Consider the following 25,422-nt stretch of genomic DNA (forward strand, 5'->3'; position numbering starts at 1 on the left):
ATGATTCCTGGCGAATACCTCTGTGCCGAAGGCACTATCGAACTCAATGCCGGAGCCGATCGCATCGAGGTCGACGTGGTCAATACCGGTGACCGCCCGGTTCAGGTCGGCAGCCATGTGCATTTCCCGCAGGCCAACTCGGCCCTGGACTTCGATCGCGAGGCCGCGCACGGCCGCCGCCTCGATATTCCCGCCGGTACCGCGGTGCGCTTCGAACCCGGTCTGGGACAGCGGGTTTCGCTGGTCCCACTGGGCGGCAACCGCGAAGTGCACGGAATCAGCCTGAACCCTCCCGGAAAGCTGGACGCCTGATGGCCGAACTCTCCCGCGCCCGCTACGCCCAGCTGTTCGGGCCCACCACCGGCGATCGAATTCGCCTGGCGGACACCGATCTACTGATCGAGATCACCGAAGACCGCAGCGGTGGACCGGGACTCGCCGGTGAGGAGGCCGTCTTCGGCGGCGGCAAGGTACTGCGCGAATCCATGGGCCAGGCGCGCGCCACCCGCGCCGAGGGCACCCCGGACACCGTCATCACCGGTGTGGTGATCGTCGACCACTGGGGAATCATCAAGGCCGACATCGGTATTCGCGACGGCCGCATCAGCGCCATCGGCAAGGCCGGTAATCCCGACACCATGACCGGCGTGCACCCGGATCTGGTGGTCGGCCCCTCCACGGAGATCATCGCGGGCAACGGCCGCATCGTCACCGCCGGGGCGATCGACTGCCATGTGCATTTCATCTGCCCGCAGATCCTCGACGAAGCGATCGGCAGCGGAATCACCACCCTCGTCGGCGGCGGCACCGGACCGGCCGAGGGCTCCAAGGCCACCACCGTCACGCCGGGCGCCTGGCACCTGGGCCGCATGCTCGAGGCCACCGACGGCTGGCCGGTGAATATCGTGCTGCTCGGCAAGGGCAATACGGTGCGACCCGAGGCCATGTGGGAGCAATTGCGCGGCGGCGCGGCCGGTTTCAAACTGCACGAGGACTGGGGCACCACCCCGGCGGCCATCGACGCGTGCCTGACCGTCGCCGATGCCTCGGGCGTCCAGGTCGCATTGCACTCGGACACCTTGAACGAGGCCGGATTCGTGGAGGACACCCTCGCGGCCATCCGCGGCCGGGCCATCCACTCGTATCACACCGAGGGCGCGGGCGGCGGCCACGCACCCGACATCATCACCGTCGCCGCGTATCCGAACGTGCTGCCGAGTTCGACCAATCCGACCCGCCCGCACACCGTCAACACCCTCGACGAACATCTCGACATGCTCATGGTCTGCCATCACCTGAGCCCCTCGATTCCGGAGGATCTGGCCTTCGCGGAGAGCCGGATTCGCCCCTCCACCATTGCCGCCGAGGATCTACTGCACGATATGGGCGCGATCTCCATGATCGGCAGTGACGCGCAGGCCATGGGCCGCATCGGCGAGGTCGTCATGCGCACCTGGCAGACCGCGCACGTGATGAAGAAGCGCCGCGGCGCGCTCGCGGGAGATGGTGCGGCGGACAACAATCGGGTGCAGCGCTATGTCGCCAAGTACACGATCTGCCCCGCCGTGGCCCACGGCCTCGACCATGCGATCGGCTCGATCGAGGTCGGCAAACTCGCCGATCTGGTGCTGTGGGAACCGGCCTTCTTCGGGGTCCGCCCGCACGCGGTCCTCAAGGGCGGCACCATCGCATGGGCCGCCATGGGCGATGCCAATGCCTCGATTCCGACTCCGCAGCCGGTGCTGCCGCGGCCCATGTTCGGCGCGGCCCCGGCCGTGGCGGCGGGCAATTCACTGCATTTCGTCTCCGAGGCCGCCATCGAGGACGGCCTCGCCGATCGTCTGCGGGTGAATCGGAAACTGGTGCCGGTCGCCAATGTGCGCCGCCGCACCAAGGCCGATATGCCCCGCAATGACGCCATGCCCCGCATCGAGGTCGAGCCCGACACCTTCACCGTCCGAATCGACGGCGAGGTCTGGGCCGAACAGCCCGCCACCGAGTTGCCGATGGCACAGCGCTACTTCCTCTTCTGAGGTTTTCCGAGGTTCGATCACGCCGAATATAAGGAGGCCGCCCGCGACGCGCGGGTGGCAGACTTGGCGGCATGACGACATCCGACTGGGCCGAAGTAGATCGCTATCTCGTGGATTCCCTGGTGGGAGACGGGGATTCGCCGACCTTGGCGGCCAATGCCGCCGCGGGCCTGCCCGCCATCGACGTCTCTCCGCCGCAGGGCAAATTCCTCTACCTGATCGCGAAATCCGCGCGCGCCCGGCGGGTGCTGGAGATCGGCACGCTCGGCGGCTACAGCACCACCTGGCTGGCCCGGGCGGTAGGCAAGGAAGGCCAGGTGGTGACCTTCGAGTACGAGCCCGAACATGCCGAGGTGGCGCGCGCGAACCTCGATCGCGCGGGAGTCGGTGACCGCGTGGACATTCGGATCGGCGCGGCCCTGGACAATCTGCCGGTCCTGGCCGGGGAGCATCCGGAACCGTTCGACCTGGTCTTCATCGATGCCGACAAGGCCAACAACGCCAACTACGTGCGCTGGGCCCTGAAGCTGACCCGGCCCGGTTCGGTCATCATCGTCGACAATGTGGTCCGCAACGGCGGCATCGCGAACGCGGATTCCACCGATGCCGCGGTGCGCGCCAGCCGCGAGGTCATCGAATTGATCGCCGCCGAACCGCGACTCGACGGCACCGTCCTGCAAACCGTCGGTGGCAAGGGCTGGGACGGTTTCCTCTACGCCCTCGTGAGCGATCAGGACTGACTGATTACTTCCGCGCACCGTTCGGGTGCGCGGCCAGCTCCTCCCAGAATTCGACATAGGCCCGCTCGTGCTTGATGCCGAGCTGCGGAATGCGTTCCCGCGACACCGCCCGCAGGCTGTCCGCCGGGTCGATCTCCGCCTGGAGTGTGCGGTAGAGATCCAGCCGGCGGCGGTGTTCGGCGGCCTGCGCCCGCGCCAGACCCACCACAGCGTCCGGCCGCCCGAGATCGGCGAAGAAGAGTTTCACCTGCGCGGGATCGCGTGTCTCCGGCGGCGGTGCGAGGGGATCGCCCAGCCACCTGGTCAATTCGGCACGGCCCGCCGCGGTGAGGTGGAAGACCCGCCTGCGCCGCCCGCCGGTCTCGGTCTCTTCGCGCAATAGTCCCTGCTCGGCCAGGCGCGGCGGAATCCGATACAGCTGCCCGTGCGGAATCGGCCAGAAGTATTCGACGCTCTCCTCGACCCTGGCCTTGAGCTAATAGGGCGTGAGCGGCCCGTGCCTGGCGATCAATCCCAGCACGATGTGGTCCTGCTGACCGAGTTCGGCCATACCGCAACTGACACAATGACCGGATGTCGAAGCGTCGCAAAGCCCGCCCGATCCCGGTGGAATGTCCGTGCGGACTGCCCGCGAACTACGCGGACTGCTGTGGCCGACTGCATCGGGGTGCGGCGGCCACTACCGCCGAGCAATTGATGCGCTCGCGATTCAGTGCCTTCGCGGTGGGCGATGAGGCGTATCTCCTGCGCAGCTGGGATCCCTCGACCCGGCCCGCCGAGGTCGACTTCGATCCCGGAATGCGGTGGGAGCGACTGGAAATCCTCGGTTCGACCGGTGGCGGGCCGTTCCATACCGAGGCGACCGTGGAGTTTCGCGCGCACTATCGCGTCGGCGGCGTGGCGGGAGATATGCACGAGAACAGTCGGTTTCGTCGGGACGACGGGGCGTGGGTCTACCTCGACGGGGTGGTCACGGACTGAGGGGTCGGATCCGGGCCGAAAGCACGCCGGGATGACGGGGTGGGTGTGCGGGACGACGAGGTTGCTGTGCTCGACGAGGTTGGTGTGCGGGATAACGGGGCGGGGTGCGGAATGGCCGGGTGGGTCGGCGCGCTGCGTACCGACTTGCAGTCGATGCAAGAGTGCGTGCCGGGAAGTTCCGGGGGTTATTTGCGGGTGCCGGCTTCGAAGCCGTCGCAGAGGGCGGTCAGTCCGGAGTTGAGGAGGGTTTGCGGGTCGAGCAGATCCGCTTCGCCGGTTCCGATCAGGTCGGCGAGGGCGGGTGGGGGGGTCCAGCGCGGTGCGCCTTCGAGGAGTGCGGTGAGACCCGAGCGTTCCTCGCTCTCGCTGTCCCGATCGATGAGTAGCTGGGCGCTGACGTGTTGCAGCGCCACGCCCGCGATATAGCTCCACACCGCGAGTGACATGCGGGTCGCCTCGCGGGTGCTGACGCCGAGTTCGGTGAATCCCTCGACCAGCCAGCTCAACACGACCAGGCTGTTCTCGCCGAAGTTGTAGCGCGGGACCGCGAAGGTGAACAGCACCCACGGATGTTCGCGGTAGAGCCGCCAATCCACCTCCGCGGCAATGCGGACGCGATCACGCCAGGTCCAGCCCCGGCCCGCGGGCGAGGGATAGGGATTGCGGCGCGAGACCTCATCGGTCATGGCGGCGAGCAGGGTGTCCTTGTTCGGCACGTGCCGGTACAGCGACATGGCGCCCGCACCCATGCGCTCGGCGATGCGTCGCATGGACAGGGCATCGATTCCGGACTCGTCGGCCAGGGCGATGGCGGCGTCGACAATGGCGGCGCGAGTGAGCTTGGCCTCGGTCATCGGACGAATTGTTTCCTTCTCATTGCGAATCTGCGTACACTGTACTCCAGCCGCGCGTACGACGTACGCGCGCTTTGTGCGTCAATCCCGTAGGCGTAAATCCCTTGATCAGCTCGGAGGATAGGTGATGACCAGCATTCTCGCGCGTCCCGCCGCGCAGACGCCGCGCCGCGCCTGGGCCGGCCTGGCGGTCTTGCTGCTGCCCGTCCTGCTGGTGTCGATGGACATGTCGGTGCTGTACCTGGCCATGCCCACGCTGACCGAGCATCTGGACCCCTCGGCCACCCAGCAGTTGTGGATTCTCGATATCTACGGCTTCATGATCGCCGGACTGCTCATCACCATGGGCAATCTCGGTGACCGTATCGGACGCCGCAATATTCTGCTCGCCGGTGCGACCATCTTCGGATTGGCCTCGGTCCTGGCCGCTTTCGCACCGAGCGCGGGCGTGCTGATCGCCGCGCGAGCGCTCATGGGTGTCGGCGGTGCGACCCTGCTGCCGTCGAGCCTGGCCCTGATCTCCACCATGTTCCCCGAGGCACGGGCGCGCGCCACCGCCATCGGCGTCTGGACCGCGTTCTTCGCGGGCGGCTCGGCGGTCGGGCCGATCATCGGCGGCGTGCTGCTGCACCACTTCTGGTGGGGTTCGGTCTTCCTGATCAATACGCCGGTGCTGGTGGTGCTGCTCGTCTTCGGTCCGCTACTGCTGCCCGAGCATCGTTCGTCGGGGCTGGCTCCCCTGGATCTGCCGAGTGTGGCGCTGTCCATCGGCGGCATTCTGCCGATCGTGTACGCGGTCAAGCATTTCGCGGCCGAGGGTTTCGACCTGCCGGTCATCGGTATCGGATTCCTCGGCGTGCTGTTGCTCGTGGCGTTCGTGCGCCGGCAACGGCACCTGACCGAACCGCTATTGGATCTGAGCCTGTTCCGCAATGGATTGTTCTCGGTGGCAGTCGGTTCCAGCACCGTCGGCATGCTGGCCCTGGCCGGTATGAGCTATCTGACCAGCGTGTACCTGCAATCGGTGACCGGTCGTGATGCGCTCGGCGCGGCCCTGCTCGGTATTCCGATGGCCGTGGTCGTCTTCGTCTGTTCGGTAAGCGGTGCGCGGATCGGCCGCAAACTCGGCACCCGGACCGCCTTCGTCGTCGCGTTGAGCATGGCGGCGATCGGCAATCTCATGCTGCTCGGCATCGGTGTGGACGGTGGAATCGGCTGGTACATCGCCGGAACCGTGGTCGCGGGCGCCGGTTTCGGCATGGCCTTCACCCTCGTGTCGGAGGTGGCGGTGGCCTCGGTGCCGCCCGAGCGGGCCGGTTCGGCGGTCGGCATCTCCGAGACCAGTTTCGAGCTCGGCAATGGTCTGGGCCTGGCGCTGCTGGGTTCGCTCGCGGCACTGGTCTTCCGCTCCGGCGGCGATTTCGGATCGACGCTGGGGGAGACCCTCACCCATGCCGGTGGCGATACCGCGCTGATCGACTCCGCGCGGGCGTCGTTCGTGCACGGTATGCACGTGGCCACCACCGCGGGCGCGATCCTGCTCGCCCTCATGGCGGTCATTGCGGTGATCAGTGGCCGAAAAGCGCGGTCATGACCTCGGCCGCGCCCTTGTTCACGGGCGTGATCACGCGCAGGTAGACGAATCGGACCGGGCGGACCACGGTGGCCCGCCATACGGTCGCCAGCACGGCCGAGAGTGGTTGCAGCGCAGTGCGATACAGCCACCGACAGGGCGTCACCACCAGCACGCGGACAATGGTGGTGGCGACCCGCCAGCCGAATCCCAGCGTCGCGCCGAGCACCGTCAGAATCGGTCGCAGCACCCAGCGCCAGAGCTGATCCAGTGGCCACAGGATCAGCCATCGGACCAGGAAATACGGCACGTACAGGATCGCCTTGGCGATCGGTTCGATGACCTTGTCGCCGAACCAGATCAGGCCCGGCTTCACGATCTTCCGCCACAGCCACTCCTCGACCGCGCGCTTGATCGGACGCAGCAGGAAGTCGAGCAGGAAGGCCCCGATCGGGGTCAGGATCATGCCCCACAGCAGTTGCCCGATGAGCAGGCCCCACAGGAAATCTTTGCAGAAGGCCCAGGCCGGGCGAATGATCCAGTACCAGAACAGCTTCGCGATCGGTTCGATCAGAGTGTCGAGGACATACCCGAGCGTCGCGGCGATACCGCGTCCGAGCAGCTTGCACCCCTCCCACAGCAGCCGCAGCGGTAGGAGGATCACCACCGCGATACCGCGCGCGATCCAGCCCGCGATCGAGACTCGTTCCGGTGGTCCCTGTTCCGTCATCGTCCCCGCCCTCTCCCCGAAGCTCCCTTCATCCTGGTATGGCAAAGCGCCTCGCGCACTGGGTATTTCCACTCAACTCCGGTGACGGACCGGTCAGAAGGTTACAGTCGTGGCGTGGGTGAGAACTCGACTCCGGACCCCGAAACCCAACCCGAATCCACCGGCCGTCCGCTCGCGGAACGCGTCGCGACCAGGCTCTTCTATCCGACGAGCCGACCGCGTGAGAAATCGCTGCGCGAGGCCGTGGACGGTCAGGTCGTCCTGGTCACCGGCGCCTCACACGGGATAGGCAAGGCCGCCGCCAAGAAGATCGCCGCGGCGGGCGCGACCGTCCTGCTGGTCGCCCGCACACTCGACGATCTGGAGCGGGTGGCCGCGCAGATCCGCGCGGACGGCGGCACCGCACACGTCTATCAAGCCGATCTCACCGAAATGGACGCCACCGCGGAGCTCGGCGCGGCCCTGCTCGCCGAGCACGGGCACGTGGACGTGGTGATCAATAACGCGGGCAAGTCGATTCGCCGTCCCGTGGACGAATCCTATGATCGCTTCCACGATTTCACCCGCACCATCGATATCAACTACCTCGGCCCGGTGCGGCTGCTGCTGGCGCTGCTGCCCAGTATGCGCGAGCGTCGTCACGGGCACATTGTGAATATATCCACCTGGGGCCTGCGCATGCCGCCCGCCCCGCGCTGGTCGGCCTACGGCGCCTCGAAGGCCGCCTTCGATGTCTGGTTGCGCACCGTCGCAACCGAAATCGCCGCCGACAATGTCACCACGACCTCCATCTACATGCCGCTGGTGCACACCAGGATGAGCGCGCCCACCGACTTCACCGGCGTCCCGGGTCTGACCGCCGAGGAGGCCGCGGATCTGGTCTGCCACGCCGTGGTATCGCGCCCGCGCGAAATATCGCCCTGGTGGACGGGGCCGGTGCAGGCCTGGACCGATCTGCGGCGCGGCGCCGCACAACGGTTGATGGAGCGCGGTTTCCGGCGCTGAGCAATCAGCGCCCGGTCACCGCAGATCGGCCGACAGTGCGCGGCCCACCTCGGTGAGCAGTGGTACCGCGCGGTCCACCAGATCCTGGGTCATCCGGCCCGCCGGACCGGAGATGGAGATCGCCAGCGGTGCCGGGGCATCGGGGACGCTGACCGCGACACAGCGCACGCCGACCTCCTGCTCACCGTCGTCCATGGCGTAACCGCTGCGTGCCGCGGCCTCGAGCTGGCGGGTGAACTCGCCCGGATCGGTAATGGTGTGATCGGTGTAGCGCGGCATTCCGGTGCGCTGCAACAGCTCTCGGGTGCGCTCGCCCGGCATTCCGGCCAGCAGCGCCTTGCCCACGGCGGTGCAGTGCGGCAGCACACGGCGGCCCACCTCGGTGAACATGCGCATCGAATGGCGTGAGGGCACCTGCGCGACGTAGACGATCTGATCCCCGTCCAGCATGGCCATATTCGCGGATTCACCGAGTTCGTCGACGAGCCGCGCCAGCTGCGGGCGAGCGCGGACGCCGAGCATATGCGCCGAACTCTCGCCGAGCTTGATCAACTTGGGGCCCAGGACGTATTGCCGGGACGGTTCCTGGCGCAGATAGCCGAGGTCGACCAGGGTGCGCACCAGGCGGTGAATGGTGGGCAGCGGCAGCCCCGAGGCGGTGGCCAGCTGCGAGAGCCCCATCATCCCGCCCTCCTCGGCCATGGTCTCGAGCAGGCCGAAGGCGCGCTCGATGGATTGGACGCCACCGGTGCGTCCCTTGGCTTCCTCTGCTGCGGTCACCGCTGGTCTCCTCCATTTCCGGATGGCGGAAGTCTACTGCCATTTCTTGACCGGGCCGGACCTGATTCCTATAGTATTCCGCATAACAGAATTGAATTTCCGCATTATGGAATTCGACGGAGGGCTCCATGGGTCATTCGCGTCGCTACGAGGTCGACGCCTTCGTCGCAGCGATCGAGAACGCCCGAGTGTCCCCGGTGAGCTCCTGAACACCCTTCGTACGCAACGACTTCAGGGATAGAGCATGACCAAGATCGCCTTCATCGGACTGGGAATCATGGGCAGTCCGATGGCCGTCCACCTGGCCACCGCCGGCCACCTGGTGACCGGCTTCAACCCCACCACGATCAAGGCCGCCCCGCTGGTCGCCGCGGGCGGCCGCGCCACCACCTCGATCGCCGACGCGGTGCGCGGCGCGGAGGTGATCTGCGTGATGGTGCCCGACTCGCCGGATGTGCGGGACGTGCTGACGGGGGCCAAGGGGGTGTTCGACAGCGCCGAGCCGGGCGCGCTGATCATCGACTTCTCCACCATCCGGCCCGATGTCGCCGTCGAACTCGCGGATCAGGCCGCCGCGCGCGGATTCCGGCTGCTCGACGCTCCGGTCTCCGGGGGAGAGGCGGGCGCGGTCGCGGGCACGCTGTCCGTCATGGTCGGCGGCGCGGTCGCGGACTTCGACGCGGCGCGGCCCATTCTCGACCTGGTCGCCGAAACCGTTGTGCACGTGGGCCCCAGCGGCTCCGGGCAGACCGTCAAGGCCGCCAACCAGCTGATTGTCGCGGCCAATATCCAGGCGCTCGCCGAGGCGGTGATCTTCCTCGAGGCGCACGGGGTGGACCTCGACGCCGCCCTGCGCGTGCTCGGTGGGGGACTGGCCGGTTCGAAGGTCTTGGAGCAGAAACAGGGCAATATGCTTTCGCGATCCTTCGCGCCCGGATTCCGAATCGACCTGCACCACAAGGATTTGGGCATTGTGACCGCCGCCGCGCACCAAGCCGGGCTGGTGCTGCCGCTCGGATCGCTGGTCGCCGAATTGCTCACGGACGCCCGATCGCACGGCGACGGCGGCCTGGACCACAGCGCCCTGCTGCGCGGGGTGGAGCGCCGGAGCGGACGCGCGGACGGGGAGAACTGAGGGCACGCATGCGGGCCGTGGACGCCGCGGTCCTGCCGGCGGCCCTGCGCAACACCACCCGGATCGAACCCGGGGACGTGCTGCTCGCCGGCCGTCCCGCGGGCGCCGGACCCGGCCGGGCGACCTCGTGGAGGTCGAGATCTCCGGAGTCGGCGTAGTGCGCGATACGGTCGGTGGCTGAAGTCGACCGTGACGCTGCGGTCTCGGTATCAGGGGATCAGGGGATCAGCACGACTTTGCCCGTGGTGGCTCGGGTTTCGAGGGCGCGATGGGCGGCGGCGGCCTGGGCGAGGGGGAAGCGGTGCAGGTCGGGGCGGAGGTGACCGGCCGCCGCCTGGGCCAGGGCGGTGTCCTCCAGTGCGCGCATTCCGCCGGGGAGGGCGAACATGCGTGGGCCCAGCACCGATTCGGAGATGATCTTGCGTGCGGCGAGGGCGGCCTCGTCGATGCGCGCGGGTCCGGCGGCGAAGCCGTAGGTGAGGTGCTGTGCGCCGTCGGCGAGCAGATCCAGTGCGGCGGGCGTGATTTCGCCGCCCACACCGTCGAAGAGCAGGGTGGCCGGGCGGTCGCCGTATGCGGCGCGGATTCGATCCGCCCAGTCGGGGAGCCGGTAGTCCACGGCCAGATCCGCGCCGTTGCGGGCTACCAGGTCCACCTTCTCCGGGCCGCCCGCCGAGCCGATCACGGTGGCGCCGGCGTTCTTCAGATACTGCACCAGCAGGGTGCCGATACCGCCCGCCGCCGCCAGCACGATGGCGACGGTCTCGGCGGAGATATCGGCGAATTGCAGTATGCCCAGGGCGGTTCGGCCGGTGCCGATCATGGCGACCGCCTGCGCGGGGTCCAGGGTCTCCGGAATCTGCTGTAGCCGTTCGACTTCGGTGACCGCGACTTCGGCGTAGCCGCCGGGTACCTGGCCGATGTGCGCGACAACCCTTGTCCCGAGCCAGCTTTCGTCGACGCCCTCGCCCAGCCCGTCGACGACACCCGCGATCTCCCGGCCCGGAATGGTGGGGAGCTCCGGCAGCGGGATCGGACCCATCACCCGGCCCGAACGGATGGTGGTGTCGATGAGGTGCACCCCCGAGGCCGCGACGGCGATGCGCACCTGACCGGGACCGGGCTCGGGGTCGGGCACCACCTCGTATTCGAGATTCGCGGCGGGGCCGAAGGCGTGCAGGCGGACGGCGTGCATACAGACTCCTGGAGCTCGAAAACTGACCGTACGGTCCCAGCTTGCAACCTCGACAGTGGTTCAGGTCAAGCGATCGGTTCGGGTCCGCTTAAGATTCAGCGATGCGATACCAGCAGGTGCGGCGATGAGTCTGGCCACGCTCTTGACCCTGGCGGACTCCCGGCTGCCCATCGGCGGGCATGTGCACTCCGGCGGGGTGGAGGAGGCGGTCTCCTCGGGATTGCTGCGCGACGTGGCCTCGGTGGAGCTGTATTTACGCCGCCGGATCCGGACCTCGGGCGCGGTCGCGGCCTCGTTGGCGGCGGCGGTGTGCGCGGGGGCGATCGATCCGGCGCGCGCCGAACTCGAAGCCGATGCCCGGGCGCCCTCCCCGTCGGCCCGCACCGCTTCGCGGGCGCAGGGGCGCGGGCTGCTGCGCCTGGCGAAACAGGTGTGGCCGCAGGCGGATTGGCAGCCCCTGGGTCCGCGTCCGCATCTCTCGACCGTGTTCGGTGTCGTCGGCGCGGTGTCCGGGGCGTCCCCGGAGGAGATCGCCGGGGTCATGGTCTATACGACCATGACCGGTGCGGCCACGGCTGCCCAGCGACTGCTTGCCCTGGATCCCGCCGCGGTGGCGGCCTGCACCATTCGGCTCGGCGAGGTCTGCGATCGCACCGCGCGGGCGGCCGGCAAGGGCCTAATGGCGCTGTCCGATCCGCTCCAGGATGTGCTCGCCGAGCGTCATCTGGTCCGGGATATGCCGCTTTTCGCGTCCTGACCTGCGCGGACGGACCGGGTAACAAGCGCTTTACCTGCATCGGCCAGGATAGGCGGGGAAAGGAGCACACTCATATGCCACCTCATTTCATCGACGGGGAACCGCACGATCACCACGACCGGCCCAAGCGCGAGCGCACGCCCGGCGAACCGGTGCGCATCGGTATCGGCGGACCGGTCGGTTCGGGTAAGACCGCGCTTGTGGCGGCGCTCTGCCGCGAACTGCGCGATGAGCTGTCCCTGGCCGTGCTGACCAATGACATCTACACCACCGAGGACGCGGACTTCCTGCGCCGTAATGCGGTGCTGGCCGATGAGCGCATCACCGCGGTGCAGACCGGCGGCTGCCCGCACACCGCCATTCGCGATGACATCACCGCGAACCTGGACGCCATCGACGATCTCATCGAGGCGAATCCGCCGCTGGACCTGATCCTGGTGGAATCCGGCGGCGACAATCTCACCGCCACTTTCTCCTCGGGCCTGATCGACGCCCAGATCTTCGTGGTCGACGTCGCGGGCGGCGATAAGGTGCCGCGCAAGGGTGGACCGGGCGTGACCTGGTCCGATCTCCTGGTCATCAACAAGACCGACCTGGCCCCGATGGTGGGCGCGGATCTGAGTGTGATGGACCGTGATTCGACCAAGGTGCGCGAGGGCCGCCCCTTCGTCTTCACCTCGTTGACGCGGGATCCGGCGGCGACCCCGGTGCTGAACTGGGTGCGCGAACAGCTGCGCCTGGCCGCCGAACAGGATGCGGCGACCGGTGCGGCGCACACGCACTGAGGTCGGCCGTGCGCACTGAGCTGCGCATCGACGCGACCGCCGGGGCGCTGCCGCGGATTCACGCGGTGGGTGGTCTGGCGGCGCGTCGTACCGGAGTCGACACCGTGCATCTGATCGGTACGGCCGCAACGCCTTTGGGCGGGGATGAGCTGGATATCCGGATCACGGTGGGTGTGGGCGCGCGATTGCTGGTGCGCTCGGTGGCCGCCACCATCGCGCTACCGGGTAGACAGACGCGCAAGTCGTTCGCGCACTGGCATTTCGAGGTGGCCGCCGGTGGCGAGCTGGATTTCGATCCGGAGCCGACCGTGGTCGCCGGGGGTGCGGAGCATGAGACGCTCACCACGGTGCGGTTGGAAGCCGGTGCGCTGCTACGGCTTCGGGAGCGGGTGCAGGTCGGGCGCATCGGCGAGGAGCACGGGTATTGGTCGGGAGAGTTGAATGCCGATGTCAGGGACCTGCCGCTGCTGCGGCATCGCCTGGATCTGGGCGCGGAAGCCTGCACCGATGACGCGCTCTCGGGACCTCGTGCGCTGGAGAGCATTCTGACCTATCCCGATGCCCGTGCGGTCGAGACCACCGGTCTGGACGCGGCGCTGCTACCCCTGGCGGCGGGCGGGACGCTCTTCACCCGCACCGCGAATCTCCTGCGCGTCCGGTGAATTCGGGCCGATGGGCTGCGCGGACTATGCGGCGGGAACCGGACCTCACCCCCGGTTCCCGCCGCGTACGCGCTATCTCAGCCGCGTGAACGCTTATCGCCGAATCGAACTCAGTTGGCGACGACGCGCGGTGGAGCATTGAACGCGTTGACCGCGCCCACCATCGCGCCCACCGCGGCACCGGCCGCGGCCGCGGGCAGAGCGATCACCGCGGCACCGGCCGCGGCACCCGCGGCGGGACCGGCGACCAAACCGACCGGGAACAGCGGCAGTCCGACCACGAGGCCCAGGGCCGCGCCGACGGTTGCCGAGGTGAGTGCGATCGGCATGGCGGCACTCGCTCCCGCCACCGCTCCCATGGCCGCGGTGCCGACGGTCTGTCCGGCAATGCGGTCGGAACGGCTGCGCTCCAACCCGATCGAGTCGAGGAACGTCGCGAGATTCGCCTCGGTCTGAGCGGATTGGTCATTGATCTGGATCGCCTGTTCGCTGTCGATCCAGTTCGGCGCGTCGACCACCACATCGCCGAACCGGAACTTCCCGGGCGGCGGGGCGATGGGCGGCACCGCGGGCACCGGAATCGGCGCGTGCAGTGCGCCGACGGGGGCCAGATAGCTCTTGTCCGGGGCCTGACGCGACCACTGGATCGAGCTCTTGGTGTCACCGGGGATTTGCAGGCCCTCGTACGGCATGACATTGGGCGCATCGGCGGCGGGCCACTGAGGTGCCGCGCCGTCGTGCTGCGCGACCGGATCAGATTGCACCGGTGCGGCATTGGCCGCGCCGGTTCCGACGATCGCCATGACTAGCGGAACCGCACCCGCCGCCACTACGTTGCCAACCTTGTTGCGATGGGGGTTGAGGGCTCTGTGCTTGCCTGCGGCCATACACGACCTTTCTTTGCCGGGGTGAACATCGACGCCCGACATTCGGACCCGTCGGCCAACCGGATTGGTCGAAAATCGGAGTCGCGTGATTCGTCCGCATTGCCGAAAGTTTGCTATTTGCTTGGGCATTCATGCGAACGGGGCCGGAATCCCTGTTGCTGGATTCCGGCCCCGGCCAAACGACTATCACTCGGCGATAGCTGCTCCGGCATCGTCCGCGCCGGCGACCGGCCCGTCGACCGAGGCGGCCGGAGCGGTCGCGGGCGCCATCACACCGTTCACCGCACCCACCGCCGCACCGATGCTCGCACCGATGGTGGCCGCGGGCACCGCGATGAGCGCGGCGGCGGCGGTCGCGCCCACGGTCGGGCCGACGACCCACCCGGCGGGGGCGAACGGCGTACCCACCATCGCCCCGATGAATCCGCCCATGACCGCTCCGGCGACCTCGACGGGCGCGGCCACACCGACGCCCACCGCGGCGCCGACCGCGGCGGTGCCGACGGTCGAGGCGGCGATGCGATCGGAGCGGCTCGGCTCGAATCCGGCCGAATCGAGGGTGCGCGCGATATTCGCCTCGACACCCGCGGAGGTCTCATTGATCTGAGCCGCCTGCTCCGGTGTCAGGAAGGTCGGAATCGCGATCTGGGTATCGCCGAACCGCAGCATGCCCTCGGGCGCCGCGATCGGCGCCACATCGGCCGCCTGCGCGGGATTCGGCATGCGCAGTTCCCGCACATCCACCGCGGCCACCGGGCCGCGGGGGATATCGCGCACGCCGGTGGAGGAGTTGCGCCCGACCCGGATCACCGGGACGGGTTCGGTCGCGACCGGTTCCACGCCCTCGGCGGTGGGATCGGTGGTGATCACGGGTGCGGCCTCGGCGGCGGAGCCGGATTCGGCCGCGGTGGGCACGGTTTCACCGCGCAGTCCCTCCGCGACCATCGGCGGCACCGGAACCGAGAGCTGCCCGAAGGGGGAGTCGAGCACGAGCCCGGACTGTGCGTCGGGCGCGGGTTGATTCTCCACCACCGTGGATTGGTTGTCCTCGGTGGTCACCGGGTCCGCCGCGGCGGTTCCGGTGTTTGCCAGGGCGGCTACCAGCGGCAGCGCTCCTGCGATGGCGAGAGAGCCGATGCGGAGGCGGCGTGGTGAAATCTGATCAGCCGGTTGGCGTTTGCCCATGGATGACCTTTCTCAGCGAATGTCGACAGATGTCGAACATTCGGATCCGGCTGGTGTGCCGGATTGGTCCCACTGCCGCCCGGTCAGGGCATTCGCGCGTGGCGCGCCGCCATCGCGGCGCACCTGCGTGTCGTTACGAGGCCTCCGCGGCCCTAGTGTTCGCTACGGATTTGCCACTCTCCGGAGCGGATTCGCCGCCGATCTGTTTGGCGAGTTCGCGCGCGTCGTCGGGCTTGTCGAGCGCCTCGAGTGCGAGCCTGGCGAACACCCACTGTTCGGTGGCGGCCATCTGACCGCGATGCCGGCCCAGGAACGAGGTGAACCACTCCAGCACGGTGACGAACCGGCTGCGGAAACCGACCAGGTAGTACAGGTGCAGCGCGAGCCACGCCAGCCAGGCGAAGAAACCGCTGAACTCCAGCTTGCCGATCTGGCACACCGCGTAGAACCGCGACACCGTGGCCATCGAACCCTTGTCGAAGTACTTGAAGGGCTTGCGCTCCTGCGGTTGCTGCTTGCCCTCGACCTCGGCCTTGATGGCCTTGGCCGCGTACGTGCCGCCCTGGATGGCGCCCTGCGCCTGTCCGGGCACGCCCGGCACCGACATGAGGTCGCCGACCACGAAGACGTTCGGATAGCCCTTGATGGTCAGATCGGGTTCGACCACCACGCGTCCGGCGCGGTCGGTCTCGGTGCCCTTGGAGTGCTCGGCCAGAATCTTGCCCAGGCCGCTGGCCTGCACACCGGCCGACCACACCTTGCAGGCAGATTCGATGCGCCGGGTGCCCTCGCCGTCCTTGATGGTGACCCCGCGCGCGTCCACATTGGTGACGATGGCGTTGAGCTGGATCTCCACGCCCATCTTCTCGAGCCGCTGATACGCCTTACCGCCGAGCTTGGGGCCCATCGGCGCGAGCACCGCGCCCGCGCCCTCGACCAGGATGACGCGCGCGTCGCGGGTGTCGATATTGCGGAAGGTGCCGTCCAGGGTGCGATCGGCGAGTTCGGCGATCTGCCCGGCCAATTCGACACCGGTCGGACCCGCGCCCACGACCACGAAGGTCATGAAGCGCTCGCGGGTCTCCTGATCGGTGGCCAGTTCGGCCTCCTCGAAGGAGCCCAGGATGCGCGCGCGGAGTTCGAGCGCATCGTCGATGGTCTTCATACCGGGGGCGTAGGTGGCGAAGTGATCGTTGCCGAAGTAGGACTGCTGCGCCCCGGCGGCGACGATGAGACTGTCGAACGGGGTGATGGTGTCCTGGTTCAGCAGGCGCGAGGTGACGGTGCCGCCCTCGACGTCGATATCGTCGACCTCACCCATGATCACCCGCACGTTCCGCTGTTTACGCAGCACGATGCGGGTGGCGGGGGCGATCTCACCGACCGAGAGAATACCGGTGGCCACCTGGTACAGCAGCGGCTGGAACAGGTGGGTGGAGGTCTTGGAGATGAGCGTGATGTCGACGTCGGCCTTCCGCAGGTGCTTGCAAGCGAAGAGGCCGCCGAACCCGGAACCGATCACCACCACGCGGTGGCGCTGTGCGACGGAATTATCGGCGTTCATCTAGTCCCTGCTCCTAGCCAGACGGTGAAACTACGACACTTCTCACGTCAAGGGTAGTGGGATGGTCGCCGGTTCAGCTCATCGACCCGCGAAGAGCAGCTGCGCTACCCGCGTGGTGGTCTCCGAGCCGTCGGTGTAGCTACCGTTGGGTCCCTGCTCGGTCATGATCGACAGGGTGTAGCGCTCACCGGGTCCGGCGAAGCCGACCGAATTGACCACCCAGCCGCCCTGCTCATCGGACCAGCCGTTCTTCAGGCCCGGCTGCATGGCCGCGCCCGCGCCCCAGACGCCCCAGTGCTGATTGGTGTCGACCCGGCGCATGCGGTCCACCAGGTAGGCGCGATCGTCCGGATGCATGCGGGTGAGCACGTTGTCCATCAGCCGATCCAGATCATTGGGGGTGCACTGCTGGAAGCCCCAGTCCGGGAAGAGCTTGATCTGTTCGAGCGAGGTGGTGGGCTGCATCGGGACCAGCCCGGCCATCCCGTTGGCGCGGAAGGCGTTGTTGAACGCCATGCGATCGATGCCCGCGAACTTGTTCCACAGGATGTCGGCGGCATTGTCGTTGGAGGTTGCCAGCATGGACTCCATCAGGGCGCGGTCGCCCGGGTCCAGGGTGATGGCCCCGATCCGCGCGCGGTTCAGCAGATCCTCCGCGATCGCCAGTTTGATGGTGGAGGCGGTCCAGAACATGGTGTCCGAGTTGGCATTCCGGTAGATGCCACCGGAGACGCGGTCGCGCACCACATAGCCGGTGACGCCGGGTCGGCTCGCCAGATAGGTGTCGACCGCGGCGATTCTGTTGCTCAGATCGCAGTCGAATCCCGGCAGGCAGCCCTGCGCGAGCACCGGCCGGGCACCGGCGGTGGGGATGAATACCGTCGCGGCGGGAATCACGGCAGCGGCGGCGAGAACGCAAGCGGAGGCGGCCACGCGGGAGCGCCGGGCCATGGGAGAACGCACGATGAGACACAATAGACAGGACAATGCCCGATGCGCACGTCTTGAGGGGATTTGTCGCTTGTGCTATGTAAATGCCGCTGTCACAGCGTTTTTCGTATTTCGCACCGGCGCGGCGGATTGTCCGTTCAACCGATAGCAGTGTTCGAACGCCTCACCGTGCCGATCGCGGGGCCAGCTCGCCAGCACCACGGTGCGGCCGTAGTGGCGGGAATTCACCAGCTCCCAGCGCTCGCCGACCCGCCGGACCGTGAATCCGCGCCTGGGCATCAGGGGAATCACCGACGCAGCCATCGACGCAACCAGCCTTTCCATCACCGAACGAACAACCTCCCCGAAATGCACTGTCGCATAGCACACTCGGTTTTCGCCGGGACGCGCCCTAGCTAATATCGGGCATGTGTCAGGTGTCACCCGGCGAGCCGAGGTGCCCGGTGATTGCATGTCGTTCGCTGACTGTATAAACACAGGTCGTGCACATTCACCGTGCCGAGCGTGCGGACACGCTCGCCGACGCGCTCGCCGAGTTGCTCGCCGATCCACTCGGCGATCCGTTCACCCCGGAAGTGGTCGCGGTCCCGGCCAAGGGCGTCGAGCGCTGGCTGCAACAGCGGCTGGGCACGGTGCTCGGCAGTGCCGCGCACGGTGACGGTGTGGCCGCCAATATCGACTTCGCCGATCCGGCCGGATTGGTCGCGCGGGTGCTGGCCGAGGCGACGGGCTGGGAGCCCGAACAGGATCCGTGGGCGGCCGAGCGCGTGGTGTGGACCTTGCTGCCGGTGCTCGACGCGGCGCTGCACGAGCCCTGGAGCGCGGTGCTGGCTCGGCATCTGGGCAATGGGGACGCGAAGGGATATCGGGTCGGGCGGCGGTACGCCACGGCGGCGCGGATCGCGGAACTGTTCGCCGGATACGCCATGCAGCGGCCCGGCATGATCACCGATTGGGCGGCCGGTTCCGATACCGACGGCGCCGGGCACCCGCTGCCGGAGGATCTGCTGTGGCAGCCGCGCCTGTGGCGACTGCTGCGCGCGGCGGTCGGGGAACCCGCACCGGCCGAACGACTTTCGGACGCGTGCGCGCGGCTGCGCGCCGAACCCGCGGTGGTGTCGCTGCCGGAACGGATTTCGCTGTTCGGGGTGACCCGGCTGACCACCGATCAGCTCGAGGTGCTGTCGGCGCTGTCCCACGGGAGGCAGGTGCACCTGTGGCTGGTGCATCCCAGTCCGGCGCTGTGGACCAAGCTCGCCGATGCCGAGGTGATACCGAATTCCGGTGTGCGCGTTCGGCATCCGCTGCTGGCGGCGCTGGGGCGCGATGTGCGGGAATTACAGGAGCGGCTGGCGGGCTACGACCATATCGACACCTATCATCCGCGACCCGAGACGGTCGGGGCGCGCACCCTGCTCACCGCATTGCAGGCGGCCATCCGGCAGGATCGCTGGTCGCTGCTGCCCGAACCCGCGCTCGCGGACGGCAGTATCACGGTGCACTCCTGCCACGGTCCGGCCCGCCAGGTCGAGGTGCTGCGCGATGCCCTGCTCGGATTGTTCAGCGCCGACCCGACTTTGGAACCCCGGGACGTCATCGTCATGTGCCCGGATGTGGAGAGCTACGCCCCGCTGGTGCGCGCCGCGTTCGGACAGTGGTCCCTGGACGGGGCCGCGCCCGGACATCCCGCGCACGGCCTGCGGGTGCGATTGGCCGATCGCGCGCAGCGGGCGGTCAACCCGCTCCTGGATGTGATCGCCACCCTGCTCGAGCTCGCGGACGGCCGGGTCACCGTGACCGAGGTGCTGGACCTGGCGGCGGCGGAACCGGTTCGGCTGCGCTGCGGGTTCGACGAGGACGATATCGAGCGACTGCGCGATTGGGTCGCCGAGACCGGGGCGCGCTGGGGCATCGGCCAGCGCCAGCGGCAGGCGTTCGGGCTGGGCGACTTCGCGCAGAACACCTTGAACGCCGCGGTGGATCGAATCCTGCTGGGCGTCGCGGCCGGTGAATCCAGTGAGGACTGGCTGGACCTGGTGCTGCCCCTGGACGATGTCGACAGCAATGACATCGATCTGGCCGGGCGATTCGCCGAATTCGTCGACCGGCTCGCGGTCTGCCTGCGCGATCTGCGCGGCCCGACCCTGGCCGAACCGGCCGGATCGGCGCGGCCCGCCTCGGAATGGGCCGCGGTGCTCGGGCGCGCGCTGGATCTGCTCACCGATGTGCCGCGCACCCAGGGCTGGCAGGCCGTGCAGGCGCGGCGGGAACTGGCCGCGGCCACCGAGTACGCCGGGCAGATTCCCCTGCGGCTCACCGATATCGCCGCACTGCTCGCCGCCCGGCTGGCGGGGCGGCCCTCGCGGGCCAACTTCCGCACCGGTGAGTTGACCGTCTGCACCATGGTGCCCATGCGGTCGGTGCCGCATCGGGTGGTGGTGCTGCTCGGACTCGATGACGAGGTGTTCCCGCGCGCCGGCGGCGTGGACGGTGACGATGTGCTGGCGCGGCACCGCTGCCCGGGTGATCGCGATCCGCGCAGTGAGGACCGGCAGCTGCTATTGGACGCCATCATGGCGGCGGGGGAGCGACTTGTGCTGCTGCACACCGGATCCGATCCGGTGACCGGCGCGCATCGGCCGCCCGCCATCCCGGTGGCCGAACTGCTCGATACGGTGCGCGCCCATATCGGGCCGGAGGCCATCGATCAGGTGGTCATGCGACATCCGTTGCAGCCCTTCGATCGCCGCAATTTCGATGCCGAGAAGCCGTTCAGCTTCGACAGTGTCGCGCTCGAGGGTGCGCTCGCGGCCCAGCGCGCACCCGTCCCGCGCCCGCCGTTCCTGGCGGCCGCGCTGCCCGGGACCGAGCGCGGGGATGTGGAGCTGGCGGATCTGGTGTCCTTCGTGGAGCATCCGATTCGCGCGTTCCTGTGGCAGCGCTTGGGGATTCGCGTACCCGAGAGCGAAGAGGAGATTGCCGACCGGCTGCCCATCGAGCTGGACGGGCTCACCAAATGGGGAATGGGTGAGCGCATGCTGAACGCGCGGCTCACCGGGGTCGATCCCGGCGCACTGCGCGCGGCGGAGTGGCGGCGCGGATCGCTGCCGCCGTTCGCACTCGGCGCGGCGGTGCTCGACGAGGTGGAGAGCACCGTCGACCGGCTGGTGCGGGTGGCGCAGCCGCTGCACGAGATCCCTTCGCGCACCGTGGATATCGCGGTCGACCTGGGTGAGGGACGTCGCCTCACCGGGACCGTGCCCGATGTGCACGATGACGCGCTCCTGCGCACCACCTTCTCCCGGCTCGCGCCCAAACATCGGATGGCCGCGTGGGTGCGGCTGCTCGCGCTGGCCGCCACGGGTGACCATCAGAGCTGGCGGGCCATCACCATCGGTCGCGGCAAGATGTCGCGTCCCGCGTGGCAATCCACGCTCATCGCGCCCAACGCGCACGCGGCCCGGCTGCTGCTGCGCGATCTGGTGGCCCTGCGCGACGAGGGGCTCGCCGAGGTGCTCCCCATCGCCCCCGCCGCGTCGGCGGCCTATGCCGAGCGTCGCTGCCAGGGTTCCTCCGCCGAGGACGCGCTGCTGGCCGCCGAGCACGAATTCGACGGCGGTAAGGACGGTCCCGGCCGCTACGGCGAACACACCGACCGCTACCTGCGGTATGTGCTCGGCCCCGCCCCGCGCTTCCATCAGCTCACCGAAACCCGCACCGCCACCCCGACCGGGCTGGAGGCCGAGCCCACCCGTTTCGGTGAACTGGCGCGCCGACTGTGGAATCCCTTGCTCAGCAACGAGAATCAGGGCCAGCCATGATCACCCCGCCGCTGACGACCGGCCCCGAAAGCGAAAGGCGCGGATGACCGACGACCTGTTCTCGATCACCGACGCGGACCTCACCGTCCGCCCGGCCGCCACCCGATCCCGTCGCCGCAGTGACTCGGCGGGCGGTGAATCGCACCGCGAGCCGGTGGGTGCGGACGGCGGCGAGCCGTTCGGCCTGGACGGGGATGGCGTCCCGGGGAACGGAACCGAACGCGACGAGACGGCGTCCGGCACCGGTGAGCCCCTCGGGGTGGGCACGGGTGCGGCATTCGGCGCGGCCGCGGTCCGCCCGCAGGGCGAGGGCCTGTGGGCCGAGGACGAGCGGTCGGCCGATGCCTCGGGCGCGGCCGCGACGGTCCCGAATGCCGCGGTCGGGCAGGGGGATTCGGGGAACGGATTCCACCTGACTGGGGCCTTGCCGGTGGGCACCACCGTGCTGGAGGCCAGCGCGGGCACCGGCAAGACCTATGCCATTGTCGGTTTGGCGGTGCGGTTCGTGGCCGAGGCCGGGGTGGACATCTCCGAACTGCTGCTGGTGACCTTCAGCCGGGCGGCCACCCAGGAATTGCGGGAGCGCACGCGCGACCGGTTCGTCTCGGTGGCGGCCGCGCTCGCCGATCCCGAGCGGGCGCAGGCCACCGGGGATGAGCTGATTCGGCATCTGGCGCAGGCGAATCCGGCTGAGGTGGCGGCGCGGCGGGAGCGGCTGCTGGCCGCGCTGTCGGATTTCGACGCGGGCACCATCGCCACCACGCACAGTTTCTGTCAGCGCATGCTGGACGAGCTGGGGCTGGCGGGGGAGCAGGATCCGGGTGTGCGGCTGGTGGAGAGCATCGACGATGTGGTCTCCACCGTCGCGGACGATCTGTACCTGAGCCGGTACGCGCGTGAGATTCCGCCGTTCAGTCCGGCCGACGCACAGCGATTGGCCGCCGCGGCCGTGGGCGACGGCGCCGCCATCCTGGTGCCCGAGGTCGAGTCCGAGGATGATCCGGCGGGGGAGCGGGTCGCCTTCGCCGCGGCGGCGCGGGCGGAAACCGCTCGGCGCAAACAGCTTTCGGGGCTGCGCGATTTCGACGATCTGCTGGTGCTGCTGCACGATGTGCTGGCCGACGAGGAACACGGCCCGCGCGCCTGCCAGCGGATTCGGGATCGGTTCCGGGTGGCGCTGGTGGACGAGTTCCAGGACACCGATCCACTCCAGTGGGACATTCTGCGGCGCGCCTTCCACGGGCACACCACCCTGGTACTGGTCGGTGATCCCAAACAGGCCATCTACGCCTTCCGCGGCGCGGAGGTGCTCAGCTATCTGGATGCGGTGGCGCACGCGGACTCTCGGCGCGAGCTCACCACCAATCGGCGCAGTGATGCCGGACTGCTGGCCGCGCTGGAGCACATCCACGGCGGAGCGGCCCTGGGGCACAAGGAGATCACCGTGCACACGGTGGCCGCCACTCGGCCGTTCTCCCGGCTCACCGGCGCGCCCGAGGTGGTTGTCCCGTTCCGGCTCCGGTGTTTACCGCGCACCGGCGCGGGTCCGCTGAATCGCTCCGGATATCCGACGGTCGGGCGGCAGCGGGAACGCGTCGCCACCGATGTGGCGGCCGATATCGTACGACTGCTCGAATCCGGGACGACCATCGACGCCGGTGGCGAAAGGCCGCTGGGCCCCGGCGATATCGCGGTGCTGGTGCGCAATCGCAATCAGCTCGACCTGGTGCGCAAGGAACTCGAACTCGCCGGGGTGGCCTCGGTACTCGCCGGTGGCGCGAGCGTCTTCGGAACGCCCTCTGCGACCCAATGGCTGTGGGTCCTGCACGCTTTGGAGCAGCCGCATCGCGCGGATCGGGTGCGCTTGGCCGCCGGGACCGCGCTGCTGGGTCTGGCCGCCGACGACATCGACTCCGGCGGTGCGGATCTGGTGGGTCGGCTCAGTGCCGAACTGCGCGATTCCGCGCGGCTGTTCGCCCGGGCCGGTTTCGCCGCCGTCTTCGAGAAGATGAGCGCGGAAACCAGACTCGCGCCGCGCCTGCTGGCCCTGGAGGGCGGCGAACGCCAGCTCACCGACCTGCGTCAGATCGCACAGTTGCTCGACGATGCCGCGCTGCGTGAGGGTTTGGGCCTCAGCGCCCTGACCCGCTGGCTCGCCGATCGGGTTCGTGATCCGGCCTCGGGCAGTGTGGCCGGTCGCAGTCGCCGCCTGGACCGCGATGCGGCGGCCGTGCAGATCGCCACCGTGCACGCCAGCAAAGGTCTCGAATTCCCGGTCGTGTACCTGCCTTTCGCCTGGGATGCCGCCAAGATCCGCAATCCGCAGACCCTGCTCTTCCACGATGAGCAGGGCCGCCGCGTGCTGGACGTCGGTGGTCCGGAGGCATCGGGCTACAACACCCGCAAGCCCCGCGCCGAATCCGAGGAGGCGGCGGAGGAACTGCGGCTGCTGTACGTGGCGCTGACGCGCGCGGGCGCTCAGGTGGTGGCCTGGTGGGCACCGGCCTTCGACACTCAGACCGCGCCGCTGCACCGCATGATCCTGGGGCGCGAGCCCGGCAGCCCGGCCGTAGCGGACAAGGCCGCCGTGCCCGCGGATTCGGTTGTGCTCACCCGTATTTCGGAGTGGGCGTCGACGGCCGAACCCGGCGTGATCGCGATCGAGCCGGTGCATGAGATCCGCCGTGCCCGGCTGCCCCGCGACCACACCGCCCTGGCCGCCGAAGCTCTCGCCGTGGCGCATTTCGACCGTCGCCTGGATCTGGATTGGCGGCGCACCTCGTACTCGGCGCTCACCGCCGGCGCGCACGACGCCATGCCCGCCGGTGATCAACCCGATGGCGGTGGTGTGGCCGATGAACCCCTCGAACCCAGTGTGCTGGGCGACGAACTCGACGTATTCGCCACGGCCGCGCCGTCACTCATGAATACGCTGCCCTACGGCGCGGAATTCGGCACCCTGGTGCACGAGATCCTGGAGTACGTCGACACCGACGCCCCGGACCTGGCCGCCGAAATGCGGGCCCGCTGTACCCACGCGGTCGCCGAGCAGATGTTCGACGCCGACCCCGAGGTGCTCGCGCACGCGCTCATGGCGGTCATGCGCACCCCCATCGGATTCGGTTCGCTCGCCGATATCTCCGCGCGCGATCGGCTCAGCGAACTCGACTTCGATATGCCGCTCGCCGGTGGTGACACCCCCGTGGCGAGGCGGGTGAGCGTGCCGCAGATCGCCGGTCTGCTGCGCCGCCACCTGCCCGCCGACGATGTGTTCCTGCCCTACGCCGATCAGCTCGCACACCTGGACGACACCCCGCTGCGCGGTTTCCTCACCGGCAGTATCGACGCCGTATTGCGGATCCCCGGACCGCGATTCGTGGTGGTCGATTACAAGACCAACCGGCTCGGCACCGGCGATCTGACCGTCGCGCACTACACGCACGAGCGCATGGCGGCGGAGATGATGCGCTCGCACTATCCGCTCCAGGCGATCCTGTATTCGGTTGCGCTGCACCGATATCTGCGCTGGCGGCTGCCCGGATACGATCCGGCGCGGCACCTCGGCGGTATCCGCTATCTGTTCGTGCGCGGCATGGTCGGCCCCGACACCCCGGACGGTTGCGGTGTCTTCGACTGGATGCCGCCGCCCGCCCTGGTGACGGACCTGTCCTTACTGCTGGCGGGCGAACTCGCCGATACGGAGGCACCCGCATGAGGCGCGACATCGATCACCCGTGGCCGGGCAACGGGCTCATCCCGCCCGTCATGGTCCCCGCGCCCCGGG

General features: G+C 68.6%; 22 protein-coding genes and 1 pseudogene. 12 read left to right on the forward strand and 11 right to left on the reverse strand.

Annotated elements, in window-relative coordinates:
• The 3 genes from NA10_RS02115 to NA10_RS02125 all read left to right on the forward strand — a co-directional run bounded on the left by NA10_RS02115 (nt 1) and on the right by NA10_RS02125 (nt 2,773).
• Nucleotides 1-312: an urease subunit beta gene (locus NA10_RS02115; RefSeq protein WP_067562595.1), complete on the forward strand. Its 312-nt coding sequence runs from the start codon at nt 1-3 to the stop codon at nt 310-312.
• Nucleotides 312-2,033 carry an urease subunit alpha gene (locus NA10_RS02120; protein ID WP_067562598.1) on the forward strand — a complete coding sequence of 574 codons (1,722 nt, stop codon included), beginning with the start codon at nt 312-314 and terminating at the stop codon, nt 2,031-2,033. Before NA10_RS02115 ends, NA10_RS02120 begins: the two co-directional genes overlap by 1 nt.
• 71 nt (nt 2,034-2,104) lie before the next feature.
• Nucleotides 2,105-2,773, forward strand: a complete 669-nt coding sequence (locus NA10_RS02125) for an O-methyltransferase (RefSeq protein WP_067562600.1) — start codon at nt 2,105-2,107, stop codon at nt 2,771-2,773.
• Nucleotides 2,774-2,777: 4 nt separating this feature from the next.
• Here the strand turns inward: NA10_RS02125 and NA10_RS02130 are convergent, their stop codons facing one another.
• Together NA10_RS02130 and NA10_RS39070 are read right to left on the reverse strand one after the other, a co-directional pair.
• The gene (locus tag NA10_RS02130; protein ID WP_281180137.1) at nt 2,778-3,080 is read right to left on the reverse strand and encodes a virulence activator alpha C-terminal domain-containing protein; all 303 of its coding nucleotides are present in this window, start codon (nt 3,078-3,080) and stop codon (nt 2,778-2,780) included.
• A gap of 6 nt (nt 3,081-3,086) precedes the next feature.
• Nucleotides 3,087-3,233: pseudogene (locus NA10_RS39070) on the reverse strand (PadR family transcriptional regulator); the annotation flags it as partial.
• Between the two features lie 113 nt (nt 3,234-3,346).
• On the opposite strand from NA10_RS39070, the gene NA10_RS02135 reads away from it, so the two are divergent.
• Complete coding sequence (locus NA10_RS02135; protein ID WP_067562605.1) at nt 3,347-3,754, forward strand: YchJ family protein; 408 nt, start codon at nt 3,347-3,349, stop codon at nt 3,752-3,754.
• Nucleotides 3,755-3,939: 185 nt separating this feature from the next.
• On the opposite strand, the gene NA10_RS02140 is transcribed toward NA10_RS02135, so the two are convergent.
• Nucleotides 3,940-4,608 carry a TetR/AcrR family transcriptional regulator gene (locus NA10_RS02140; RefSeq protein ID WP_067562607.1) on the reverse strand — a complete coding sequence of 223 codons (669 nt, stop codon included), beginning with the start codon at nt 4,606-4,608 and terminating at the stop codon, nt 3,940-3,942.
• Between the two features lie 127 nt (nt 4,609-4,735).
• Here NA10_RS02140 and NA10_RS02145 point away from each other — a divergent pair, with 127 nt between their 5' ends.
• Complete coding sequence (locus tag NA10_RS02145; RefSeq protein ID WP_067562610.1) at nt 4,736-6,202, forward strand: MFS transporter; 1,467 nt, start codon at nt 4,736-4,738, stop codon at nt 6,200-6,202.
• On the opposite strand, the gene NA10_RS02150 is transcribed toward NA10_RS02145, so the two are convergent.
• The gene (locus tag NA10_RS02150; RefSeq protein WP_067562613.1) at nt 6,177-6,911 is read right to left on the reverse strand and encodes a hypothetical protein; all 735 of its coding nucleotides are present in this window, start codon (nt 6,909-6,911) and stop codon (nt 6,177-6,179) included. The two genes, NA10_RS02145 and NA10_RS02150, sit on opposite strands and share 26 nt — an antisense overlap.
• A gap of 114 nt (nt 6,912-7,025) precedes the next feature.
• Between NA10_RS02150 and NA10_RS02155 the strand changes: the two genes are divergently transcribed.
• Nucleotides 7,026-7,916, forward strand: coding sequence for an SDR family NAD(P)-dependent oxidoreductase (locus tag NA10_RS02155; RefSeq protein WP_084514224.1), 891 nt, complete (start codon nt 7,026-7,028; stop codon nt 7,914-7,916).
• Nucleotides 7,917-7,931: 15 nt separating this feature from the next.
• Here NA10_RS02155 and NA10_RS02160 read toward each other — a convergent pair whose 3' ends face one another.
• A complete protein-coding gene (locus NA10_RS02160) occupies nt 7,932-8,696 on the reverse strand; it encodes an IclR family transcriptional regulator (protein WP_067562615.1) in 765 nt (254 codons plus the stop codon).
• Nucleotides 8,697-8,940: 244 nt separating this feature from the next.
• Between NA10_RS02160 and NA10_RS02165 the strand changes: the two genes are divergently transcribed.
• Nucleotides 8,941-9,831 carry a 2-hydroxy-3-oxopropionate reductase gene (locus tag NA10_RS02165; protein WP_067562617.1) on the forward strand — a complete coding sequence of 297 codons (891 nt, stop codon included), beginning with the start codon at nt 8,941-8,943 and terminating at the stop codon, nt 9,829-9,831.
• A 217-nt stretch (nt 9,832-10,048) separates the two neighbouring features.
• Here NA10_RS02165 and NA10_RS02170 read toward each other — a convergent pair whose 3' ends face one another.
• A complete protein-coding gene (locus tag NA10_RS02170) occupies nt 10,049-11,026 on the reverse strand; it encodes a zinc-binding dehydrogenase (protein WP_067562620.1) in 978 nt (325 codons plus the stop codon).
• Between the two features lie 124 nt (nt 11,027-11,150).
• Between NA10_RS02170 and NA10_RS02175 the strand changes: the two genes are divergently transcribed.
• The 3 genes from NA10_RS02175 (at nt 11,151) to NA10_RS02185 (ending at nt 13,230) form a co-directional block, all read left to right on the forward strand.
• Nucleotides 11,151-11,783 (forward strand): urease accessory protein UreF, encoded by a 633-nt coding sequence (locus NA10_RS02175; RefSeq protein WP_067562622.1) that lies wholly within the window; start codon nt 11,151-11,153, stop codon nt 11,781-11,783.
• A 74-nt stretch (nt 11,784-11,857) separates the two neighbouring features.
• The gene (gene ureG / locus NA10_RS02180) at nt 11,858-12,568 is read left to right on the forward strand and encodes an urease accessory protein UreG (protein WP_067562625.1); all 711 of its coding nucleotides are present in this window, start codon (nt 11,858-11,860) and stop codon (nt 12,566-12,568) included.
• Between the two features lie 8 nt (nt 12,569-12,576).
• Complete coding sequence (locus NA10_RS02185) at nt 12,577-13,230, forward strand: urease accessory protein UreD (protein WP_067562627.1); 654 nt, start codon at nt 12,577-12,579, stop codon at nt 13,228-13,230.
• A gap of 110 nt (nt 13,231-13,340) precedes the next feature.
• Here NA10_RS02185 and NA10_RS02190 read toward each other — a convergent pair whose 3' ends face one another.
• The 5 genes from NA10_RS02190 to NA10_RS02210 form a co-directional block, all read right to left on the reverse strand.
• The gene (locus tag NA10_RS02190; RefSeq protein WP_157555958.1) at nt 13,341-14,033 is read right to left on the reverse strand and encodes a hypothetical protein; all 693 of its coding nucleotides are present in this window, start codon (nt 14,031-14,033) and stop codon (nt 13,341-13,343) included.
• 270 nt (nt 14,034-14,303) lie between these two features.
• The gene (locus NA10_RS02195; RefSeq protein ID WP_067562632.1) at nt 14,304-15,302 is read right to left on the reverse strand and encodes a hypothetical protein; all 999 of its coding nucleotides are present in this window, start codon (nt 15,300-15,302) and stop codon (nt 14,304-14,306) included.
• Nucleotides 15,303-15,435: 133 nt separating this feature from the next.
• Nucleotides 15,436-16,866, reverse strand: a complete 1,431-nt coding sequence (locus tag NA10_RS02200; RefSeq protein ID WP_067562634.1) for an NAD(P)/FAD-dependent oxidoreductase — start codon at nt 16,864-16,866, stop codon at nt 15,436-15,438.
• A 78-nt stretch (nt 16,867-16,944) separates the two neighbouring features.
• Entirely contained in the window at nt 16,945-17,817 is an 873-nt protein-coding gene (locus tag NA10_RS02205; protein ID WP_174562464.1) for a serine hydrolase, read from the reverse strand.
• A 75-nt stretch (nt 17,818-17,892) separates the two neighbouring features.
• Nucleotides 17,893-18,120, reverse strand: a complete 228-nt coding sequence (locus NA10_RS02210; protein WP_067562637.1) for a hypothetical protein — start codon at nt 18,118-18,120, stop codon at nt 17,893-17,895.
• 179 nt (nt 18,121-18,299) lie between these two features.
• Between NA10_RS02210 and recC the strand changes: the two genes are divergently transcribed.
• Entirely contained in the window at nt 18,300-21,638 is a 3,339-nt protein-coding gene (recC, locus tag NA10_RS02215; RefSeq protein ID WP_067562638.1) for an exodeoxyribonuclease V subunit gamma, read from the forward strand.
• A gap of 43 nt (nt 21,639-21,681) precedes the next feature.
• On the forward strand, nt 21,682-25,353 hold the full coding sequence (locus tag NA10_RS02220; protein WP_084514225.1) for a UvrD-helicase domain-containing protein: 3,672 nt from the start codon (nt 21,682-21,684) through the stop codon (nt 25,351-25,353).
• The last annotated feature ends 69 nt before the right edge of the window (nt 25,354-25,422 follow it).

This window comes from Nocardia acidivorans NBRC 108247 (assembly GCF_001625085.1).
In the GTDB taxonomy this organism is placed as follows: Bacteria; Actinomycetota; Actinomycetes; order Mycobacteriales; family Mycobacteriaceae; genus Nocardia; species Nocardia acidivorans.

Excerpts from the sequence above, each read along its gene's own strand:
- NA10_RS02115 (WP_067562595.1), top strand. The coding sequence starts at position 1 with ATGATTCCTGGCGAATACCTCTGTGCCGAAGGCACTATCGAACTCAAT.
- NA10_RS02120 (WP_067562598.1), top strand. The coding sequence starts at position 312 with ATGGCCGAACTCTCCCGCGCCCGCTACGCCCAGCTGTTCGGGCCCACC.
- NA10_RS02125 (WP_067562600.1), top strand. The coding sequence starts at position 2,105 with ATGACGACATCCGACTGGGCCGAAGTAGATCGCTATCTCGTGGATTCC.
- NA10_RS02135 (WP_067562605.1), top strand. The coding sequence starts at position 3,347 with ATGTCGAAGCGTCGCAAAGCCCGCCCGATCCCGGTGGAATGTCCGTGC.
- NA10_RS02140 (WP_067562607.1), bottom strand. The coding sequence starts at position 4,608 with ATGACCGAGGCCAAGCTCACTCGCGCCGCCATTGTCGACGCCGCCATC.
- NA10_RS02145 (WP_067562610.1), top strand. The coding sequence starts at position 4,736 with ATGACCAGCATTCTCGCGCGTCCCGCCGCGCAGACGCCGCGCCGCGCC.
- NA10_RS02150 (WP_067562613.1), bottom strand. The coding sequence starts at position 6,911 with ATGACGGAACAGGGACCACCGGAACGAGTCTCGATCGCGGGCTGGATC.
- NA10_RS02165 (WP_067562617.1), top strand. The coding sequence starts at position 8,941 with ATGACCAAGATCGCCTTCATCGGACTGGGAATCATGGGCAGTCCGATG.
- NA10_RS02170 (WP_067562620.1), bottom strand. The coding sequence starts at position 11,026 with ATGCACGCCGTCCGCCTGCACGCCTTCGGCCCCGCCGCGAATCTCGAA.
- NA10_RS02175 (WP_067562622.1), top strand. The coding sequence starts at position 11,151 with ATGAGTCTGGCCACGCTCTTGACCCTGGCGGACTCCCGGCTGCCCATC.
- ureG (WP_067562625.1), top strand. The coding sequence starts at position 11,858 with ATGCCACCTCATTTCATCGACGGGGAACCGCACGATCACCACGACCGG.
- NA10_RS02190 (WP_157555958.1), bottom strand. The coding sequence starts at position 14,033 with ATGGCGATCGTCGGAACCGGCGCGGCCAATGCCGCACCGGTGCAATCT.
- NA10_RS02195 (WP_067562632.1), bottom strand. The coding sequence starts at position 15,302 with ATGGGCAAACGCCAACCGGCTGATCAGATTTCACCACGCCGCCTCCGC.
- NA10_RS02200 (WP_067562634.1), bottom strand. The coding sequence starts at position 16,866 with ATGAACGCCGATAATTCCGTCGCACAGCGCCACCGCGTGGTGGTGATC.
- NA10_RS02205 (WP_174562464.1), bottom strand. The coding sequence starts at position 17,817 with ATGGCCCGGCGCTCCCGCGTGGCCGCCTCCGCTTGCGTTCTCGCCGCC.
- NA10_RS02210 (WP_067562637.1), bottom strand. The coding sequence starts at position 18,120 with ATGGCTGCGTCGGTGATTCCCCTGATGCCCAGGCGCGGATTCACGGTC.
- NA10_RS02220 (WP_084514225.1), top strand. The coding sequence starts at position 21,682 with ATGACCGACGACCTGTTCTCGATCACCGACGCGGACCTCACCGTCCGC.